Raw genomic sequence first — 20262 nt, forward strand, 5'->3', positions numbered from 1 at the left:
CACCTTCAACCGGAGTTGATCGACATGAAACTCGGACGCCTTGGCGTGTGGTACAGCACCGACAAGCTCGACGGCGCGCAGCTGCGCGATTTCGTGCGCACGGTCGAAAACAACGGCTATTCGAACCTGTGGTACCCGGAATCGCGGGGCTACGAGTCGATGTCGCTGGCGGCCGTGCTGCTGTCGAGCAGCGAGAAGCTGGTGATCGGCAGCTCAATCGCCAATATCTATGCCCGCGATTCCTTCACCGCGCAGCGCGCCCTGATCTCACTGAACGCGCTCTACGGCAACCGGTTCGTGCTCGGTCTGGGCGTCAGCCATATTCCGATGGTCGAGGGCCTGCGCGGCCATCGCTACGATAAACCGCTCTCGGCGATGAGCGCTTATCTGGACAGCATCAACAAGTCGGCGACTGCAGGCGAACTGCCGGTTGTGGTCGCAGCGCTGGGCCCGAAAATGTTGGCGTTGAGCGGCGAGAAGTCGCGCGGCGCGGTCCCCTATAATGTGACGCCAAAGCATACGGCCGAGGCCGCGGCGATCCTCGGGCCATCGAAATGGCTTGCTGTGGAACAGAAAGTGACACTCGAGACCGATCCGGCAAAGGCGCGAGCGCTCGGGCGCAAGGAATTGTCCCGCTACATGGTGCTGCCGAACTACCGCAACAGCTGGCTGCGCCAGGGTTTTACCGAAGCTGACCTCGCCGACGGCGGCAGCGATCGGTTCATCGATGCCATGGTGCTATGGGGCGATGCCGACACGGTCAGGCGCGGCCTGCGAGAGCATTTTGCGGCCGGAGCCACGCATGTCTGTCTGCAACCGGTCCATCCGGACGGCGATTTCGTCGCCCGCGACCGCATGCTGACCGCGCTCGCCGATACCTGAGGGGAACCTCAGAGCAGATCGGCGACGGCGTTGCGGTAGCGGCGCATCGCGCCAACATGGTCGCTCATGCTCCGGCCGGCCATGCGCTTGTGATGGTAGCCGCCGAAAGTATTGTGCAGCGTGACATGCGTGACGCCGGCCTTCTTCCAGAAGCTGATTTCCTCGCGCCAATCCTTCTCAGTTCCGGTGCCGGTTGAGGTCCAGACTTCGAGGCCCACGGAGGCCGGATCGCGTCCCTCGGCTTCCACGAAGCGGCGCAGCTTGTCGAATTCGGTAACGGCCTTGGGTCCCGGCGGTTCAGACAGCATCATCCAGCCATCGCCCCATTTGGCGATCCGCTGCAGCGTCACGTCCATGTGACCGCCGAACCACAGCGGAATTTTGCGGCTCGGCGGCCGGGGATTGATGCCTGCGTCGGGAAGGCGGTGCCATTTGCCCTCGAACGTGACGTAGGGATCGGCCCACAGCGCTTGCATCACTTGCACCTGTTCCTCGGACCGCTTGCCCCTGTTATGGAAATTCTCGTTGAGGCCGACGAACTCCATCTCGTTCCAGCCGACGCCGACGCCGAACCGGAAGCGGCCGCCGCTGAGCACGTCGAGACTGGCAGCCTGCTTGGCCACCAGCACAGTCTGACGCTGCGCCAGGATCAGCACCTGGGTGGAGAGTTCGACCTTTTTCGTGCAGGCGGCGATGAAGCCGAACGCCACGAAGGGATCGTGGAACAGGCCGAGCCCGCCCGCGCGGCCGCTGGCGGGATTCGCAGGGTTGCCGCCGAGGACGTGGTCCGCCAGCGTCAGGCCGTCGTAACCTTCGGCCTCGGCGAGCTCGGCGTATTCGCGCACGATCGAGCCATCGCCACCGATGTCGCCGTAGGGCAGGGCTATTCCGAGATGCATGGTCGCTTCCCCTTTTTGGCTGGTCGCTGCTTTCCCGCTAATCTATAGATTTCCACGACGGGTGTCATGGCATCGGCATTTGCCGGCGCCAACCAGGAGATTTGCCGTGATCAAGCTCGGATACAAGGCATCGGCGGAGCAATTCGCGCCGGGCGCGCTGCTGGGCTTCTCCTGTCTTGCCGAGGAGGTCGGCTTCGATTCCGTTTTCATCAGCGATCACTTTCAGCCTTGGAAGCATGTCGACGGCCATGCGCCGTTTTCGTTGACCTGGCTGGGCGCGCTCGGCGCCAGAACGTCGCGCGCCGTGATCGGCACCAGCGTGCTGACGCCGACGTTCCGCTACCATCCTTCCATCGTCGCCCAGGCGTTCGGCACGATGGGCGCGATGTTCCCCGGACGCGTCGTGCTCGGCATAGGCACCGGCGAGGGACTGAACGAAGTGCCGTCGACCGGCCAGCCCTGGCCGGAATTCAAGGAGCGCTTCGCTCGCCTGCGCGAAGCCGTCACGCTAATTCGGACACTCTGGACGCAGGAGCGTGTCAGCTTCGAAGGCCAGTACTACAAGACCGAGAAGGCGACGATCTACGACCGCCCCGACAAGCCCGTGCCGATCTATATCGCCGCCGCCGGCGCCCTCGTGGCGCGCTACGCCGGGCGCTCCGGCGAGGGGTTCATTTGCACGAGCGGCAAGAAGCCGGAACTCTATACCGAGACCTTGTTGCCGAAGGTCGCCGAAGGCATCGCGGCGTCGGAGGATCCGTCGCGATCCTACGATCGCATGATCGAGGTCAAGGTGTCGTTCGATACCGACAAGGCGCGTGCGCTCGAGGATACGCGCCACTGGGCGGCGCTGGCGCTGACGCCCAAGGAAAAGATGACGGTTGAGGATCCCGTCGAGATGCAGCGCCTCGCTGACGCGCTGCCGCTGGAGCGCGCCGCCAGCCGATGGATCGTATCCAGCGATGCCGACGAGCACGTCGAGCGGATCGGTTATTATGTCGTCCTCGGCTTCCGTCATCTGGTATTCCACGCCCCGGGACCGGATCAAGCGCGCTTCCTGAAGCTCTACGGTGAGCATGTGCTTCCACGCCTTCGCAAGCGTTTCGGTTGAGCGCGCGGGCCCGGCCGATGCAACGCAGCAACGCCGTCGAGCTTCTTGCCGTCCCCGGCCTTCCGCGGGTAGCCAGGGACGACGATCTCGTCGCCCTTATTGGCAAAGGGGTCGCGCGCGGTGGCATTGTGCCGCGTGGCGGCGACGTCTTTGTGCTCACGCAGAAAATCGTGTCCAAGGCCGAAGGTCGCATGGTCGATCTTGCTAGTGTCAAACCCTCGACGGAGGCGATCGAACTTGCCGGCAAGGTCCAGAAGGATCCACGCCTCGTTGAGTTGATCCTGTCGGAATCGGTGCGCGTCGTGCGGGCAAGGCCCGGCATCCTGATCGTCGAGCACCGCTTGGGTTTCGTGATGGCCAATGCGGGTATCGACCAATCCAATTTGGCCTCGCCCGGTGCCCCCCCGCGCGCCCTGATGCTGCCGGTCGATCCCGACGGCAGCGCAGCGACATTGAAGGAGCGTCTGTCGCAAAAATTCGGCGTGCCAATCGCCGTGATCATCAGCGACAGTTTTGGTCGTGCCTGGCGGCGCGGCACCTGCGGCGTAGCGATTGGCGCCGCCGGCCTGCCGTCGCTGATGGACTTACGTGGCTCGCCCGACCTGTTCGGCCGTGCGCTCCAGGTCAGCGTCACCGGGCATGCGGACGAGATTGCCGCTGCAGCGTCGCTGGTGATGGGGCAGGGTGCCGAAGGCCAGCCCGTCGTGATCGTGCGCGGCCTGACCTGGCGCGGTCCCGACAATGCTGCGTCCGAGCTGGTGCGGCCGGCTGACGAGGACATGTTCAGATGAGCAAACGACTTGTCGTGGCGCTCTCCGGCGGCGTTGGCGGCGCCAAACTTGCGCTCGGTCTCAGTCGTATTCTGCCAGCCGACGAATTACTCGTGGTCGCCAATACCGGAGACGATTTCGAGCATCTTGGACTGAGCATCTCGCCCGACATCGACACGCTGACCTACGTGCTCGCAGGCATCGACAATCCGGTCACCGGCTGGGGCCGGCGTGACGAGACCTGGTCGTTCATGGACAGCATCGGCGCGCTCGGCGGCGAAGACTGGTTTCGGCTCGGCGACCGCGATCTGGCGCTGCATGTCGAGCGCACCCGTCGCCTGCGCCTGGGGCAGACCCTGTCCGAGGTGACATCAGACATTTGCCGGCGCCTCGGCATCGGTGGCCGCGTGGTGCCGATGAGCGACGACCGCGTGCGTACCCGCGTGCGCGTTGAGGCGGGCTGGATCGACTTCCAGGACTATTTCGTCCGCCAGCAGTGCCGACCGGTCGTGCATGAGCTGGCATTCGACGGCGTGACGCTTGCGCGGCCGCAGTCCGAGATCACGGCGGCGCTGCGCTCGGGCGATGTGCGGGTGGTAATCATCTGTCCGTCCAATCCCTTCGTCAGCGTCGAGCCGATTCTCGCGATCCCCGGCATGCGCGATGCGATCAAGGCGAGTGGGGCACCGGTCGTCGCGGTGTCGCCGATCATCGGCGGGCAGGCCGTCAAGGGCCCGACCACGAAGATGATGCGCGAACTCGGCCTCGAGGCCAGCGCCGCCGGCGTCGCCGCGCGCTACGGCGACCTGCTAGATGGTTATATCGTCGACCACGTCGACGCCGGTGGAGTTGGCCATGTTGGACCGCAGGTCACCATCGCCAAGACCTTGATGAAGACTCTGGATGACCGGGAGACGCTGGCGCGCGTGACGCTCGATGCGGCGGACGCGCTGGCCTCGCAGCGATGAGCGACATCTGGGCGGTCATACCGGTCAAGGAGTTCGATGGCGCCAAGCATCGGCTGTCGGACTTTCTGTCGCCGTCGCAACGTCGGCTCCTCGCCGAGACCATGCTGACGGACGTGATCGATGCCGTTGCAGGCTCGCGCCTTTTGGCGGGGGTGATGATCGTGACCCTCGATCCGCATGCGACGGTGCTCGGCGACAAGATCGGTGCACGGATCGTGACCGAGGGGGCGCGGGACGGACATACCGGCAGCGTGAATGCCGGCCGCCGCCTTCTAGCGAGTGAAGGGCGTCACGGCATGATCACGATGCCTGGAGACATTCCAGCTACCCGCGCCGGCGAGATAGACGCGGTGTTATCGTCGCATCGCGCCGCGCGCTCTTTCACAATCTCGCCGGCGCATGACGATCTCGGATCCAATGCCGTCGTCTGCTCGCCGCCGGAATCGGTGCCACTTCGCTTCGGTGATAACAGCTATTTTCCGCACCTCGACGCCGCGCGTCTGCAAGGCATCGAGCCGACCGTAATCCGTCAACCCGGAATCGCGATGGACATAGATCACCCGGTCGATCTGGCGCTTTTCCTGCGCCTGCCGCAATCAGCCGGCACGCGTACCCGAACACTGCTTGAAGAACTTGGTGTGCCCGCGCTGCTGGCCAAGCGGGGCATAACTTAAGCGACCGCCGCCTTCTTGCGCGGCGGCGTTTGCACGATCGGCGCCAAGTCGGCCGCGATCAGGGAGGCGGCTCGGCGCTCTTCCGGGACCGGCCGATAGAGGGTGTCGCGCTGCATCGGTTCGCGGCCGATCGAGCGGATCAGCGCTTCCATGTCGTGAGGCGCAAACTCCTGGCCGTGCTGGGTGCCGGCGGCGCGCGAGATGCTCTCGTTCATCAGTGTGCCGCCGAGATCGTTGGCGCCGGACTTCAGGCAGCTCGCGGCGCCCGCCGGGCCCATCTTCACCCAGGACGTCTGGATGTTCGGGATCAGCGGATGCAGGGCCAGCCGCGCGACCGAATGCATGAGCACGGCTTCGCGGAATGTCGGGCCGGAGCGCGACATGCCGTGGCGATACATCGGTGCTTCCATGTGGACGAAGGGAAGCGGCACGAACTCGGTGAAGCCGCCCGTTTCAGCCTGCAAGTCGCGCAGCGCAAGCAGATGTTTTGCCCACGATTTCGACGTCTCGACGTGCCCGTACATGATGGTCGAGGTGGTGCGCAAGCCCGCCTGGTGGGCGGCGCGCTGCACGTCGAGCCACTGGGCGGTGTTGATCTTGTCGGGGCAAATGATGGCGCGTACGTCATCGTCGAGGATTTCGGCCGCCGTTCCGGGCAGGGTGCCGAGACCGGCTGCCTTCAGCTTCGTAAGGAACTCGTGGATCGGCAGTCCGAGTGTGGCCGCACCTTGCGTCACTTCCAGAGCCGAGAAGGCGTGGATGTGCATCTCGGGGACGATCGCTTTGATCGCCCGGCAGATCGCCTCGTAGGTGACGCCGGTGTAGTCGGGATGGATGCCGCCTTGCAGGCACACTTCCGTCGCCCCGCGATCCCACGCCTCGATCGAGCGACGCGTAATTTCCTCGATGGCGAGGTCATAGGGTGAGCCGCGCAGATCCTCGTGCGTGCGCCCTTTCGAGAAGGCGCAGAACTCGCACCGGAAGTAGCAGATGTTGGTGTAGTTGATGTTGCGGTTCACGACGTAACGCACGACGTCGCCACTGACCGCGCGTCGCAGTGCGTCGGCGGCCTGCGTGACGTACCGGTAGTCGGCGTCGCGCGCCGCGAACAGGCGCACGATGTCGTTCGAGGCGAGCCGTTCGCCCGAGGTCGCGCGTTCGACTATTCCAGCAATTCCCACATCGACGTTACGGGCGAGCACCAGCGGCGCCGGCGGTGGCTGGGTGTTGCCCGGTGCCCAGTCATCGTCGCGCGCGAAGCCTTCGGTATCACTCATACGCCGCACGCGGATGGCGATCTCGGGAGCCAGCCAATGATCAGCGTCGCGTGCATAGACGGGGTAGACGGGCAGGCGATTCACCAGCAGCTTGCCGGCCTCCGCGCTCTTGCGGGCGAGTTCGGCAATGGCAGGCCATGGCGCTTCCGGGTTCACGTGATCGGGCGTGACCGGCGAAATGCCGCCCCAGTCGTTGAGCCCCGCGCCGATCAGCTTTTGATAGATTCCAGGCGACAGATTTGGCGGCGCCTGGATATTCATGTCGGGACCGAGAACCAAACGCGCCGTCGCGATGGTCCACAGCAGGTCCTCGAGATCGGGTTCCTCGGAATCGGCGAGCCTGGTGTCCGGTTTGGCCCGGAAGTTCTGGATGATGACTTCCTGGATATGACCATGGGCGGCGTGCAGATCCCTGATCGCCTCCAGCGCGTCGATCCGCTCGTCGCGAGTCTCGCCGATGCCGATCAGGATGCCAGTCGTGAACGGCACCTTGAACTCGCCAGCCAGACGCAGGGTCTCCAGCCTGACCGCGGGGTGTTTGTCGGGAGAGCCGTAGTGAACGCCGCCCTGCCTGCAGAGCCGCTCGCTGGTGGACTCCAGCATGATGCCCTGGCTCGCCGTCACCTCGCGCAGGCCGATAATCTCCTCGCGCGTCATCACGCCGGGATTGGCGTGCGGCAGCAATCCGGTCTCGCGTAGCACCAGCGCGCACATCTCGGTGAGATAGGAGATCGTCGTTTCGTGGCCGAGTGCTTTCAATGCGTCGCGGGCGCCCTGGTATCGCATCTCGGGCTTGTCGCCCAGCGTGAACAGCGCCTCGGTGCAACCCGCGGCCGCACCGGCGCGCGCTATGGCGAGTACCTCGTCGGATGAGAGGTAGACGGGCTTGCCCGCGCGCGGCACCTGCGCGAACGTGCAGTAGTGACAGACGTCGCGGCAGAGCTTGGTGAGGGGAATGAAGACCTTGCGCGAGTAGGAGATCAGCCGTCCGTGCGCGGAATCGCGCAAGGCCGCAGCTTCTGCTATCAGTTCGGGCAGTGGCGCGTCGAACCGCTGCCGTATCGCCTGCCTACCGGCCGCCGTCATGGTCTGTCGTCTCCGCCCGCAGAGGGTCGCAATGTCGTCGCGGGACGCGCTTGCCGTCACCCGTTAGCGGTCGCATGGTGTCGCATCGACGCCAGCAATGCAATGCAAAGAAGGACGCAACAAAATGCTGATCGGCTTCAACGCACCAACCGCCGGGCCCCTGTCGACCGCGGATAATTTGACAAGAATAGTGGTTGGCGGCGAGGCGATGGGCTTCGACTATGCGACATTCAGCGACCACGTCGTGATTCCGACCGCGATCGCAGCTGAATATCCCTACAGCGCCTCGGGGGAGTTCCCCAGCGGCACCCGCGGCGAGAGGCACGAGCAGCTGACCGAGGTTAGCTGGATCGCCGCGAAAACGACGCGGTTGCGTCTCGTGACATCGGTCATGGTGGTGCCGCACCGGCCGGCCGTGCTGACCGCCAAAATCCTCTCGACCATCGACGTCCTTTCTGGTGGCCGGCTGACGCTGGGTATCGGTGCGGGGTGGATGCGCGAGGAGTTCGAGGCCATCGATGCGCCGGATTTCGATGCGCGTGGAACCGTGACGGACGAATATCTTCGCGCCTTCGTCGAACTCTGGACAAAGGACGCGCCGAAGTTCGATGGCAAGCATGTCAAATTCTCGAATATCGGGTTCGATCCGAAGCCCGTGCAGAAGCCGCATCCGCCGATCTGGGTCGGAGGCGAGAGCGGTCCGGCGCTGCGGCGGGCTGCCCGCATCGGCGATGCCTGGTATCCGATCGGGACCAACCCGCAGAATCCGCTCGACAGCCTGACGCGGTTCAAGGCTCAGGCGGCGCGTCTGGGCAAGATGGTCGCCGAAGCAGGCCGCGATCCCAAGGCGGTTGGCCTGAGCCTGCGCGTAACGGTGTTCGGCGAGACCGCGCCGCCACAGGCCAATGACGGCGAACATCGCCTGTTCGCCGGTTCACCGGCGCTGGTCGCCGCCGATATCCGGGCGCTGCGCGACATGGGTGTCGGCAGCCTCGATTTCGGTTTCGGCGGCGCGACGGCCGAGGAAGTGCTCGCAGGCATGCAGAAATTCCGGGCCGAGGTCTTGCCGCTGATCTAGGGGCTCAGCTGTCGAGCTGACGGATCAAATTCGCCCAGCGGTCGAGTTCCGGCAGGATCGTATCGGCCTTGGCGGAATCGAGGCTGACGACGAGGCGCGAGACGCCGTCGTCGCGGTCGCGCTTGAGCAGGTCGAGGTTCTCCTTGGCGCCCCAGATCGTGATCGGCGCCGACGCGAGATCGCGGCCAGCTTCGTTTGCCATCTCGCGGAATTTCGGCAGCAGGGCCTGCACATCCGCATACGAGCTTCGCGTGCGGTGGGGCATCCAGCCGTCGCCATAGCGCAGGGCGCGTCGGGCACCGAACGGGAAGGCGCCGCCGACGATGATCGGCGGATGCGGTTTCTGCACGGGTTTTGGCCAGGTCATCATCGGGTCGAAATTTACGAACTCGCCATGGTACTCGGGTTTTGACTTGGTCCAGATTTCCTTCATCGCCTCGACACGCTCGCGCGCCAGCTTGTGGCGGCTTTCGAAAACCGTGCCGTGGTTGGCCATCTCGTCCTCGTTCCAGCCGTTGCCGATGCCGAACAGGAAACGGCCGGCCGAGATCTGGTCGATCGAAGCGACCTGCTTGGCGGTCTGGATCGGGTCGCGTTGGGCGATCAGGCAAATGCCGGTACCGAGCAGCAGCGTTTTGGTGACCGCCGCAGCCGCACCCAGCATTACGAACGGGTCCATGACGTCGTAATATTTTTTCGGCACGTCGCCGCCGCTGGGGAACGGCGACTTGCGTGACAGCGGAATATGGGAGTGTTCGGGGACCCAGAGCGAATCGAAGCCGCGCTCCTCCAGCGCCCGCGCCAGTTCGGCCGGCGACATCGAGTAGTCAGTGAAAAACATGGCCCCGCCGATGCGCATCGTTCGCTCCCTTTTGTTGTTGCGCTATTTACCGTCTGTCTTTGGACGTCTTGGCCAGCGCGTTTCCGCACGCGGCAGCACCTGTTCGATCAGCAGTCGGGTCTGGGCCAGAAGGGCGTCGTCGTCGCTGCCCAGCGGCCGCAAGATGAATTTTGATATGCCGGCGTCGACATATTCGGCGATACGCGCGAGGATCGCGTCGGCGTCGCCGATCGCGAACGCGTGCTTGGCGTCACGTCCGGTACGTTTGGCGTAGGCATCCATCGCCCTGCCGACACCGGGCGCGTCCCGGCTGCCGAAGTAGAACGCAAAGCCGGCGCCATAATGATCTTCGTCGATGGACCGGCCGGCTTCGCGCGCGGCGACCTTGATCGCGGCAACGATGCGGCCGGCCTCCGCCGGCGGGTCACCAGCGGCCTGCCAGCCGGTCCCGATCCGCGCCGTCCGCCGGATCGCAGCGTCCGTCGAGCCACCGATCCACATCGGCAGATCAGGCTGCACGGGCTTTGGCGTGATGGTGACGCCTTTCAGCTGGTAGAAGGTGCCGCTGAAGTCGACCGACTCCTCTCGCCAGAGACTTCGGATGATATCGAGGCACTCGTCGGTCTTGCGCCCGCGAGTCTTTGTATCAATTCCGAGAGCCTCCCATTCGGGGGCCAAGGGGCTGCCGATGCCGAAAGCAGGCAGCAGGCGGCCTTCGGACAGCATGTCGACGGTGGCGCATTGTTTGGCCAGCAGCACGGGATCGCGGAACGTCAGCGACACGACATTCATGCCGAACCGTATGCGCCGCGTGCGCCCGGCCAAGGCCGCCATCGTGGTCATCGATTCGAGGAACGGCTGACGGCCGACGATCCGGTCGCTCTGCCAGATCGAATCCACGCCTCCGGCTTCGCACATATCGACCCAGCGCCAGAAGGCCGCCGCGCCGGAAAATGGAAACTCCGCACAGCCCAATCCGATCCCGACACCCATGCGTCTTTTCCTTCCCCGCTAGGCCGCTGCTGCTGCGGCTTTGACTCGGGGCGCGACATCGCGCACGAAGCGTTCGAGACTGCCGTTCATCTGCTCCGGCCGCATGCCCGGCGGCACCGCCCAGGTGACGAGGTCGGTGATGCCGTATTCGCGCACGAAGGATGACAGCTCCTTCACGCAGTGCTCGACGTTGCCGACCACCCATGTCTGCGGGATGCTGGCTTCCCGCGTGTTGCCCGAAACGCCGCCGGCGGCGCTCTCGTCCTTGTTGAAGCTGCGATAGACCTGGCCGCGATAGCGCTCGGCGGCGCGCACGGCCGGCCAGTCGCGCTCGGCGTCGTCGGTCACGAGGCAGGAGCGGATGATGCCAACACGATAGCTGTCGGGGTTGCGGCCGGACGCATTCAGCGTCGCGCGCCACGGGTCGAGCACCATCGACCGCGCGCCCTGCGGCAGGAAGTTGCTGTCATTGCGCGCTGCGCGCTGCGCTCCGGCCTCCGACATCGCCGCAATCCACAGCGGCGGACCGCCCGGCTGCACGTAGCGGGGCCGGATCACCACCTCGTCGAAATCGTAGCGCTTGCCATGGAAACTGAACTTCTCGCCGGTGAAACAATGGCGCAGCACCTCGATGCCTTCGTCCGTCAGCGACACACGGCGCGCGACAGGCAGACCGAAGCCGCGGAACTCGTGCGGCGCGTAGCCCATGCCGACGCCGACCTCGACGCGGCCATTGCTGATATTGTCGAGTACCGCGAGGTCTTCGGCCAGCCGCACCGGATGGTTGAACGGCAGCAGGCAGACGTCGCTCGAAAGCCGCACATGTTTGGTACGTGCGGCGATCGCGCCCGCCATCGGCACCCACGAAGGCAAATAGCCGTCATCGAGGAAGTGATGCTCGGTGAACCACACCAGATCCAATCCGATCCCGTCGAGCATGACCACCTGGTCCATGATCGCGGCATACAGGCTCGGCATGTCCATGCCCGATTCCGGCGTGTTGCGGAAATCGTAGACGGTGCCGACACGAAGGGGTGGACGCATCACGCTTGTTCTCCGCTGGTCAGGACCTCAGTTCAGCCGCGCGGCCTTTGCCATCACCTCGATGGCCTCAGGTTGGCGCGATCGCACGCTGAGCGAATCCGCGCCGCTGTCCTCCCAGGCGCGGTAGCGATCGCGGATGCGCGCCGGTGGACCGACCAGCGATTTCAGATCGACCCATTCGTCAGGCACGGTGGCGATGGCTTCATCCTTGTGGCCGGCGAGGTAGAGTTCCTGGATGCGGTTAGCGGCGCCGCCGAAGCCGCGACGGACCATGATGTCGTTGTGAAAATTCTTGGTCCGGTGACCCATGCCGCCCACATAGAGCGCCACCTCCGGCTTCAGGCGTGCCAGCGCTCCTTTGACGTCGTTGTCAACCTCGACATGGACGGAGGCCTGGATGGTGAAATCCTTCATGCTCTTGCCGTTGCCGGCGCGCCGAAAACCTTCCTCCAGCCACGGGCCGTACTCCTCCATGGCGCCCGGTACGAACCCCATCGGCAGCCAGCCGTCGGCGATCTCGGCCGTCAGCTTGACCATCGCCTCGCCGCCGGTGGCAAGATAGATCGGGATGTTGGGGTTCATGTGCAGGATCGACTTCAAGGGTTTGGCGAGTCCCGCGGAACCCTCGCCCGTGTAGGGTAGGCTGATCTCGCGGCCCTCGTGCGTCACGGGTGCTTCGCGCTTGAAGATCTTGCGCATGATCGCGACGTAGTCCTTGACCCGATAATAGGGCTTGCCCCATGGCTGGCCATACCAGCCCTCGACGATCTGCGGTCCCGAAACACCGAGGCCTGCGATAAAGCGGCCACCGCCGGCCATCGCATCAATGCTGGCGGCCGACATCGCGGCGTTGGCCGGCGTTCGAGCGGCCAACTGCATGATGCCGGTGCCGAGCTTGATACGGTTGGTCTTGGCGGCGAGGAACGCAAGCGGCGTGATCGCATCGGAGCCATAGGCTTCGGCCGACCAGACCGAGTCGTACCCCAGTTCTTCCGCCCGCTGCACGAGTGCGACCGGCACTTCCAGTTGCGGGCCCGAATAGCCGATTGACAGCCCCAGCTTCATCGTCAGGTCCTCCCTGGCCGGAGGATACGAAGCGCGCGGTCGCTTGAACAGTCTCGGCGGACGCATGGGTTGCTGCGATGAACGGTGGCTCCCCGATGTCGTCGCCCTGTGTCATGATCATGATTGGAAGGCGCCGACCGAGCGCTTGATCGGGGAAGGTATCGCCACATGAAATTTGCCCTGCATTTCGGCAACTTCGCATTCCCTGATCCGGAAGGCGCCCGCCGTTTGGTTCGCCTGGCGGAAACGGCGGGCTTCGACTCGGTGTTCGCTGTCGAACACGTCGTGGTTCCCGATAATTATGAGAGCGTCTATCCCTATGCACCTGGCGGCCGGTTGCCGGGCGGCCCGACGGTGAACTTTACCGATCCACTGATCTGGCTGACGTGGGTCGCCGCCGCGACCACACGGCTGCGCTTCATGACGGCGGTGATGATCCTGCCGCAGCGCAACCCGCTGGTGCTGGCCAAGGAAGTCGCCACGCTCGACTATCTCAGCGGCGGCCGGATCGAACTTGGCATTGGGGTCGGTTGGCTCAAGGAGGAGTTCGAGGCGCTCGGCATTCCCTTCGAGCGTCGCGGCAAGCGCGCCGATGAGTATGTCGCGGCCATGCGCGCCTTGTGGGCCAGCGACAGTGCCAGTTTTGCCGGAGAGTTTGTGAACTTCAACAAGGTCAATTCCAATCCGAAGCCGGTTGCGAAATCAGTGCCAATCGTCGTCGGTGGTCACTCGGAAGCGGCGGCCCGCCGCGCCGGTCGGCTAGGCGACGGCTTCTTCCCCTCGATCGGCGCCCAGGTCGACACCATGCCACTACTCGACGTCGTTCGCCGTTCGGCCGAGCAGGCCGGCCGCGATCCGGCGATGGTAGAATTGATCCTTGGCTGTCCCGGTGCGTTGCCGAATTCCGGCTCCGATCCGCGCGCGGCCGTCGAGGAGCGCATCGCGCGTGGTGCTGGCCGCCTTGCGCTGCCAGTGACGGCGTTCATGCCCGATCTCGAAACCACACTGGCCCGTTTCGGCGAGGAGATCATCAAGCCTTACGCGAACGCGTGAGTGTCGGAAGCGTTTGGCGTTGCGACTCCGTCGTGATCGCGAGTGATGGACAAAGAGCAAGCTATCCAGCATCCTCGTTCAGGCGCGAGAACAGGACAAGAAACGGAAAGCGAACCGGGAGCCCAACGAAATGCCGCTGCCTAGAGAAGATGTCGAGGCGACTACCCCGAAATTCCTGCGCGACAAGTACGCCATTGTCGGCGTCGGAGAGACCACCTACACGCGCGGCTCGGACAAGTCGACGCGGGCGCTCGCGTCTATCGCAGTGCGCAACGCAATGGTCGACGCAGGACTTAGACCTTCTGAGATCGACGGCATGTTGTCCTATCAATTTAACGACTCGGTATTCTCGCCGTTCGTCGCGGGCGACCTTGGTATCCGTCTCAATTTCTACATGGACGTATTCGGTGGCGGATCGTCGACCGAGGCGCTGATCGGTATCGCCATCGGCGTCATCGAGGCCGGCATGTGCAAGACGGTGGTGATCTTCCGTTCCATGAACGGTTTCTCGCAGGTGCGGATCGGCGGCACCGGTGTGCGCTCCGCGGTGCCTGTCTCGGGCGACATGCTGCATAGCCGCGCCTATGGCTGGCAGAGCGCGGGACAGTCGTTCGCGCCGAGCTTCATGCGACACATGCACGACTTCGGGACCACTGCCGAGCAGGTCGCCCATGTCCGCGTGGCCCACAGCCATCACGCCTCGAACAATCCCAAAGCCTATTACAAGAAGCGCATCACGGTGGAGGATGTCGTTGGCAGCCGCATGATCTGCAAACCGCTGCATCTGCTCGACTGCTGCGTGGAGACAGACAACGCCAATGCCATCATTGTGACCACGGCCGAACGGGCCAAAGATCTGAAGCAGCCGCTGGTGCAAATCCGCGGTGTAGTCGGCCGCTGCTCGAAGCCGCGAGTCGACATGCACTACCAGACCGGGCCGATTTCAACCGTCGCCGGCCGCTACGCCCGGGAAATCCTCTGGCCGAATGCTGGTGTGGGCCCGGATGATGTCGATCTCACCGGCTCCTATGATGCCTTCACCTTCACGACCATGTTGCAGCTCGAGGATTACGGCTTCTGCAAGAAAGGCGACGGCGGCCATTACGTCTCCGACGGCACCATTATGCTCGGCGGGAAAAGGCCGAATAACACTTCGGGAGGCCATCTCTGCGAAGGCTATACCCATGGCATCGCTATGGTGATCGAGAACGTGCGCCAGCTCCGCCACGATGCAGATGATAGTTGCCCGATCGGGCCCGATGGCAGGCGGCAGCACACCTACGATTATCGGGAGGGTGGTTGTCGGCAGGTGAAGAACGCCGAAGTATCGGCCAATCTTGGCTGGGCGATGCCCGGCACGGGATCGGCCATGGTGATGCGGAGGGGATAGGCAAATGATATCCGCGCAATATCTTGGCATGCCGCTTGAGATCAATGATCTCGACCATGAGAACCTCGACTACTTTGGCTACTGTGCGAAGCACGATTTTCGTCTGCAGCGCTGCGCCTCATGCAAGCTGCTGCGCTACCCACCGACAACGGCTTGCCCCTGGTGCAGCGGGCCGGATTCGGAATGGGTGTCGGTCGAGGGTCGCGGCACCGTGCATTCCTACACCGAAGTCCATCATGCCATTCAACCGGCTTTCAAGCAGTACACGCCATATCTCGTGCTGCTGGTCGAACTGGCCACTCAGAGCGGCGTGCCGACCAGGGAAGAGGGGCTCCGCGTGATCGGCAATCTGGTGCGGCCGGACGGTGTGCTCGCGCCGAAGGCCGAAGTCGAGCGGGTAGGCATCGGCACCCGGGTACGCATGGTGTTCACCGATGTTGCGCCAGGGTTGGCGTTGCCGCAGTGGACGATTGACGAGACTGCGGCCGGTGGCACGCCGTGGAGATACCGCGGGTAGGGGAGCCCGGTTCGCGCGCGCGGCGGCCGCAATGCCCTGCCAATCAGAGGTGACGCATGGACATCCAGACCAGTCCGGACCCGTTCGCCCGGGCGGTGATTGTCGCCGCGGCCGAAGAGGTCGAGCCCGGGCCGGACACCAGCGTGACATCAGCACCCGCGGCCTGGGCTGCGGCGGCGATTGCAAAACCCAGTTTACCAGAAGAACGGTTGGCGATGTAGCGCACCGGAACTTCTGAATATGACTCGGAGCGGACACACCGTGTCCCGCTTTCGGGGGTAGGGCCATGCCCCTTAGGTTTGGCGCGGTCCTCAAAAAGGGGGAATACATGCAACGGTGAGAGTTCGTTGCGGGACGGTGGCCACAGCAGTCCCGAGCTTTGGTTTCGTCGGGTGGCAGATGCACAGACTCTTTAGAGCGCCGTCACGAAGGAGGCGCTTTCATCCAGCATGGGCAAAATCGCGTCGCGGGGCTTGGGCGGAAGCATCAGGACGACCCGATCAACACCGGCGTCACGATAGCGTTTTAGCAGCTCCAAGTCTCGGGGTGCACCGAAGACGTTGAAGGAGAGCGACGCGGGATCGCGGCCAGCGTCCTTTGCCATTTGACGGAATTGCGGCAGCACCTCGAGCGGATCCAGCGCGCGTCCGCCGATCGGAATCCAGCCGTCGCCATAGGCGATCGCCCGTTTTGCTGCGTGGGGGAATGCGCCCCCGACAACGATGGGCGGGTGAGGTTTTTGAACCGGTTTGGGCCACTGCATCATGGGTTCGAACTTGACGAATTCGCCGTCGAATGCCGCCGTTGACTGCGTCCAGATTTGCTTCATCGCCCGGATCCGCTCACCCATCAGCTTGAAGCGGGTTGCAAACGCAGTGCCGTGATTGGCCATCTCCTCCTCGTTCCAACCAGCGCCGATGCCAAAAATGAACCGGCCCGAGGAAAGCTGGTCGACGGTCGATACCTCCTTGGCGGTGTGGATTGGATCACGCTCGACGACAAGACAGATCCCCGTCGCAAGCTTGATGGTTTTCGTCACCGCGGCGGCAGCGGCCAGCGAGAGGAACGGATCGTAGGTATCGTAATAATACTTCGGCAGCTCGGCGCCCCCGGGCCACGGCGATTTGCGACTGGTGGGAATGTGACTGTGCTCCGGCAACCACAATGACTCGTATCCCCGCGCCTCCGCCGCGACGGCAAGGTCGTGCGGTGGAATCGAGTAATCCGTCGGAAACATCGTAAGCCCGACATGCATGTTCAGTGCTCCTCGGTTGAGGCCAGGCTCCATCACACGCGACCGCACGGGGTGGTCGCACATATCAGGGGCGCGCCAATGTCCTTTTCAACTCTATCAAAGAAATGAGCGGACGTAGCGCTGTTTGTCGCAACGCTGTCCCTCATCGCAGCGACGGCTTGTCGAGCTTCGCACATCGGGCGGGATTGCAGGGTCTCAGAGTGGGACGTCCGGGCCTTACGCCATTACGGTCGCACAGCCTCTAGGCTTGACTATCATAATCGGCCTCGTCCGCGTCCACGGACAGGTTGCCCCAGTTCGTCACCCGCTCCAGGCGGACCGCTATGACGAGACGTTCAGCGATCTGCATCGCCGCCAACTGGCGGTACCGAGATCGTAGCAGTTCCTGCGCGCGATCGTGCTCCGCTCCGGCACGCAAGATCTCAGCCCGTCCACGCAACATAACCCAGCCAAGCCGCGTCCAGTCTTCGTCGTACCGATCAACCATGATAGCGACCATCGGGTTGCGCTCGATGTTGCGGACGCGCTTCAGTGCTGGTCCAGCCACACGCTTCGGCTTCTCGTCGATGGTGATGTAAAGAGTGCCTTGCGAAATCGTAAAGCACACCGGCACGACGTGCGGGATGGCCCGGCTATCGGCCGTGGCAAGATGCCCGACCCGTCGCGTCAACAGGAACCTGCGTTCGTGGTCTGACAGCACGTGACGGTCCGCCGCGCAATGACTGTCAATGACGCCGATACTACACGGCTTGGCTCGGCTTCGCCACTCAGGAATCGACGTTCGACCAAGCGTCGGCAGGCCTGCCGGGTCCACTTCTGCCTCTTCAGCGTACCTACGCGATCACGGATCGCCACTAGCATCTCGTTATAATCCCTGAGCTCTGACCTGTTGCTTACGGGATGCCGTGCCAGTCGCCTGCATTCGCAATCATCGCTTCAACTGCGCGGATCGTGCCTCCGCCAATGAGGTTTAAGTTGGATCACATAAAGCCTGGATTGCGGGGCAGATATCCGCTCCAATCGCCGAACTCGCGCGCCGACATCAACAGCATCGGAACGGTGATGCGCATCCCGTGCTCGACCGCGGTCTTGAGAGCCGCTTCGGCCGCGCCGGGAAGAAAGGCCGAAACCTGTGGAGATCCAATTTCCAGCGCAAGAGCCAGCGCGGTCGTAAACGCACCGCCGAGAGCATCGGCCCGTGCGACGGCGAGCGGACCAATGTGGCCGCTCGAGCTGACATAGGCATACCCGACGCACTCTTCTCCGGAATAAAGCGCCACGCCCTTCGTCGCCTTGTCGCTGAGCAGATAGCGGTGATGCTTCTCTCGCGAGACATCCACAACCCCTGCATCGATGCGGGTGAGTTTTTGCAGGTCCGAAGCTGTTTCCTCGAGAGGCACGCTGCGGAGTTGCCGCCCTTTCAAACGGTCCCTCAGAAGTTCACGCGAGACACTGAAATTATAGATCGGACAGCGCGGAAATAGGCCGTGCCGGATGTAAAGCCCCTGCGACACCGTGTTGAACGTGAAGGTGATCAGCGCCCTGTTGGTAGCGCCCGAGTTCTTCGCATGTTCGAATGTCCGCTTGAGCAGTTCACTGCCGATGCTGCGCCCCTGATGATCGGGCGACACGAATAGCTGCGCGAGAAACCACAGGTCGCCGCAAACCCAGCTCCATGCGAAGCCGAGAATTTCGCCGGCCTCCTCCGCCACCCACAGCCCGTCAGCATCATCCTTTAGCGAAAACAGCTGAAATGCGGGTGGCCTCGATGCAGCGATCGGGCCGAAGCCGTGCCGCTGCGTGAGGTCGTTTATGCTGGCGACCACCAACCTATCGCTTATCTCCAGGTCCCCATCGCGGGCGGGCCGGTACGTGATCGGCATCGGCAATTTCCCCATACTCAGGCTGACGGTCGAATGTTCTGGTTCATGCGAAAGAAGTTTTTCGGATCGTACTTCGTCTTGAGCTCCTGGAGGCGCCGGTAGTTGGGCCCATAGGCGGCGGGCACCGGATCGCCCGTCTCGTCGTCGTCAAGGTAATTCACGTACCGGCCTGCGGCGACGAAGGGCTGCATCTCGCAATAGGTCTCCCGCGCCCACGCAATGCACGCGTCGGTGTCGGCCGCATCCCTCCATTGGGAGAGAACCAGGAAGTTATAGCCTTCGGCGCGGTGCGGGAAGGCCGTGTCGCCGGCGCCGATCCGGGCCGCCGCGCCATGGACGTGCTCCAGGAGCAACTGGCCCATCGGGGTTGGGCATCGCGCGAAGCAGGAGATCATCGTCTCGATGGCATCGTCGCTCAATCCGGCGAGGAAGCTCGATTTCCAGTAGTTGAAGGCGCCAGGGGGATAGGCGCCGTCGAGCATCCCATTGAGTTGGCAGTAGGGCATCGGACCGATCGCGTCGATGACGGGGGACCCGAAGCGCTTCAGCGGCCGCATGGCTTCCTCGCCGGCCTCGACCGAGCCGCAGTGGCACGTCGCCATGGCCGCCACCTTGGTGCCAGAGCCGTCGGGAGCATGTGTGAGGGTTGCGAAAATCGTGTGTTCATCGGGCAGGGAGGCCGAGGCGGTGCTCTCCCGAAAGAATCGCAGCAGTTCGCGGGCTGCGTCGAAGGTGTGGATGACGAGGCCAGCGGTTACGGTGGGGCCGACCGGGTACAACTGATATTCGAGTGAAGTTGCCACGCCGAAGTTTCCGCCCCCGCCGCGAACGGCCCAGAAAAGGTCGGGTTCTTCGTCCCGGCTTGCCCGCACCACCTTGCCTTCGGCGGTGACGAGCTCGACCGATCGAAGATTGTCGAGGGCGAGGCCATACTTGCCCATCAACCAGCCCAGGCCACCACCGAGGGTGAGCCCGGCTATTCCAGTGCTGGAAACAACCCCGCCCGTGACCGCCAGACCGTGCAGTTGGGTTTCCCGGTTGAGCTCGCCCCAGGTGACGCCCCCTTTGGCACGTACCGTCCGACCCTTGGGATCGACCTCGATGCCTTTCATCAGCGAGAGGTCGATGACCAATCCGCCGTCGATGGTCGCGCGGCCCGCCACGTTGTGACCGCCACCTCGAACCGCGACTTCGAGACCCAGCTTGCGCGTGAGGTTTACGGCATCGACCACGTCGGCGACGCCACGGCACCTGGCGATCAGCGCGGGACGCTTGTCCACCAAGCCATTGTGGACTTTTCGCGCTTCCTCGTAGCCTGCGTCCGCCGGCCTCAGGAGTTGGCCGGAGAAAGTGGCGGAAAGCTCACCGGTGACTTCGGCCACGGATTGAACTGAGCTCATGGGGCGCTCCGGGTTGGGGGTCTCATGCCTTCTTCCGCCCAGACCGTACCGGGAGCAAACTCGAATAATTCAGCCC

The 20262-nt window shown here is 63.8% G+C and carries 19 protein-coding genes and 1 pseudogene; 9 read left to right on the forward strand and 11 right to left on the reverse strand.

Annotation, left to right across the window (positions count from 1 at the left end; translation table 11 throughout):
* The first annotated feature begins 24 nt into the window (after positions 1-24).
* Positions 25-882, forward strand: coding sequence for a TIGR03620 family F420-dependent LLM class oxidoreductase (locus ABIE49_RS28525; protein ID WP_192739976.1), 858 nt, complete (start codon positions 25-27; stop codon positions 880-882).
* Positions 883-890: 8 nt separating this feature from the next.
* Here ABIE49_RS28525 and ABIE49_RS28530 read toward each other — a convergent pair whose 3' ends face one another.
* On the reverse strand, positions 891-1781 hold the full coding sequence (locus ABIE49_RS28530; protein ID WP_192739977.1) for an LLM class F420-dependent oxidoreductase: 891 nt from the start codon (positions 1779-1781) through the stop codon (positions 891-893).
* A 106-nt stretch (positions 1782-1887) separates the two neighbouring features.
* On the opposite strand from ABIE49_RS28530, the gene fgd reads away from it, so the two are divergent.
* The 4 genes from fgd to cofC are packed head-to-tail and all read left to right on the forward strand — an operon-like array spanning position 1888 to position 5304.
* The gene (gene fgd / locus ABIE49_RS28535) at positions 1888-2892 is read left to right on the forward strand and encodes a glucose-6-phosphate dehydrogenase (coenzyme-F420) (RefSeq protein WP_192739978.1); all 1005 of its coding nucleotides are present in this window, start codon (positions 1888-1890) and stop codon (positions 2890-2892) included.
* 17 nt (positions 2893-2909) lie between these two features.
* The gene (gene cofE / locus ABIE49_RS28540) at positions 2910-3683 is read left to right on the forward strand and encodes a coenzyme F420-0:L-glutamate ligase (protein ID WP_192739979.1); all 774 of its coding nucleotides are present in this window, start codon (positions 2910-2912) and stop codon (positions 3681-3683) included.
* On the forward strand, positions 3680-4630 hold the full coding sequence (cofD, locus tag ABIE49_RS28545; RefSeq protein ID WP_192739980.1) for a 2-phospho-L-lactate transferase: 951 nt from the start codon (positions 3680-3682) through the stop codon (positions 4628-4630). Before cofE ends, cofD begins: the two co-directional genes overlap by 4 nt.
* Entirely contained in the window at positions 4627-5304 is a 678-nt protein-coding gene (cofC, locus tag ABIE49_RS28550; RefSeq protein ID WP_192739981.1) for a 2-phospho-L-lactate guanylyltransferase, read from the forward strand. The genes cofD and cofC overlap by 4 nt, the downstream gene beginning before the upstream one ends.
* Here cofC and cofH read toward each other — a convergent pair.
* Positions 5301-7667, reverse strand: a complete 2367-nt coding sequence (gene cofH / locus ABIE49_RS28555) for a 5-amino-6-(D-ribitylamino)uracil--L-tyrosine 4-hydroxyphenyl transferase CofH (RefSeq protein WP_192739982.1) — start codon at positions 7665-7667, stop codon at positions 5301-5303. The genes cofC and cofH overlap by 4 nt on opposite strands.
* 124 nt (positions 7668-7791) lie before the next feature.
* Between cofH and ABIE49_RS28560 the strand changes: the two genes are divergently transcribed.
* The gene (locus tag ABIE49_RS28560; protein WP_192739983.1) at positions 7792-8745 is read left to right on the forward strand and encodes a TIGR03619 family F420-dependent LLM class oxidoreductase; all 954 of its coding nucleotides are present in this window, start codon (positions 7792-7794) and stop codon (positions 8743-8745) included.
* 4 nt (positions 8746-8749) lie between these two features.
* Here the strand turns inward: ABIE49_RS28560 and ABIE49_RS28565 are convergent, their stop codons facing one another.
* The 4 genes from ABIE49_RS28565 to ABIE49_RS28580 are packed head-to-tail and all read right to left on the reverse strand — an operon-like array spanning position 8750 to position 12688.
* Positions 8750-9604 carry an LLM class F420-dependent oxidoreductase gene (locus ABIE49_RS28565; protein ID WP_192739984.1) on the reverse strand — a complete coding sequence of 285 codons (855 nt, stop codon included), beginning with the start codon at positions 9602-9604 and terminating at the stop codon, positions 8750-8752.
* 24 nt (positions 9605-9628) lie between these two features.
* A complete protein-coding gene (locus tag ABIE49_RS28570) occupies positions 9629-10579 on the reverse strand; it encodes an LLM class flavin-dependent oxidoreductase (protein WP_192739985.1) in 951 nt (316 codons plus the stop codon).
* 18 nt (positions 10580-10597) lie between these two features.
* Positions 10598-11623 carry an LLM class flavin-dependent oxidoreductase gene (locus tag ABIE49_RS28575; protein WP_354067640.1) on the reverse strand — a complete coding sequence of 342 codons (1026 nt, stop codon included), beginning with the start codon at positions 11621-11623 and terminating at the stop codon, positions 10598-10600.
* 27 nt (positions 11624-11650) lie between these two features.
* Positions 11651-12688, reverse strand: a complete 1038-nt coding sequence (locus tag ABIE49_RS28580; protein ID WP_192739987.1) for an LLM class F420-dependent oxidoreductase — start codon at positions 12686-12688, stop codon at positions 11651-11653.
* Positions 12689-12856: 168 nt separating this feature from the next.
* Between ABIE49_RS28580 and ABIE49_RS28585 the strand changes: the two genes are divergently transcribed.
* From ABIE49_RS28585 to ABIE49_RS28595, 3 genes are all read left to right on the forward strand, one after another.
* Positions 12857-13741 carry an LLM class F420-dependent oxidoreductase gene (locus ABIE49_RS28585; protein WP_192739988.1) on the forward strand — a complete coding sequence of 295 codons (885 nt, stop codon included), beginning with the start codon at positions 12857-12859 and terminating at the stop codon, positions 13739-13741.
* Positions 13742-13871: 130 nt separating this feature from the next.
* Positions 13872-15131: a thiolase C-terminal domain-containing protein gene (locus ABIE49_RS28590; protein WP_192739989.1), complete on the forward strand. Its 1260-nt coding sequence runs from the start codon at positions 13872-13874 to the stop codon at positions 15129-15131.
* Between the two features lie 4 nt (positions 15132-15135).
* Positions 15136-15648 carry a Zn-ribbon domain-containing OB-fold protein gene (locus ABIE49_RS28595; protein ID WP_192739990.1) on the forward strand — a complete coding sequence of 171 codons (513 nt, stop codon included), beginning with the start codon at positions 15136-15138 and terminating at the stop codon, positions 15646-15648.
* A gap of 127 nt (positions 15649-15775) precedes the next feature.
* On the opposite strand, the pseudogene ABIE49_RS28600 reads toward ABIE49_RS28595, so the two are convergent.
* The 5 genes and pseudogenes from ABIE49_RS28600 to ABIE49_RS28620 form a co-directional block, all read right to left on the reverse strand.
* Positions 15776-15877: pseudogene (locus tag ABIE49_RS28600) on the reverse strand (phosphopantothenoylcysteine decarboxylase domain-containing protein); the annotation flags it as partial.
* Between the two features lie 183 nt (positions 15878-16060).
* On the reverse strand, positions 16061-16903 hold the full coding sequence (locus ABIE49_RS28605) for an LLM class F420-dependent oxidoreductase (RefSeq protein WP_192739991.1): 843 nt from the start codon (positions 16901-16903) through the stop codon (positions 16061-16063).
* 241 nt (positions 16904-17144) lie between these two features.
* A complete protein-coding gene (locus ABIE49_RS28610) occupies positions 17145-17717 on the reverse strand; it encodes a TIGR03668 family PPOX class F420-dependent oxidoreductase (protein ID WP_210337527.1) in 573 nt (190 codons plus the stop codon).
* A gap of 166 nt (positions 17718-17883) precedes the next feature.
* A complete protein-coding gene (locus ABIE49_RS28615; protein ID WP_192739992.1) occupies positions 17884-18786 on the reverse strand; it encodes a GNAT family N-acetyltransferase in 903 nt (300 codons plus the stop codon).
* 17 nt (positions 18787-18803) lie between these two features.
* Positions 18804-20186, reverse strand: coding sequence for an FAD-binding oxidoreductase (locus ABIE49_RS28620; protein ID WP_192739993.1), 1383 nt, complete (start codon positions 20184-20186; stop codon positions 18804-18806).
* Positions 20187-20262 lie beyond the last annotated feature (76 nt).

Origin of the sequence: Bradyrhizobium sp. OAE829 (assembly GCF_040546575.1) — a bacterium.
GTDB lineage: Bacteria > Pseudomonadota > Alphaproteobacteria > Rhizobiales > Xanthobacteraceae > Bradyrhizobium.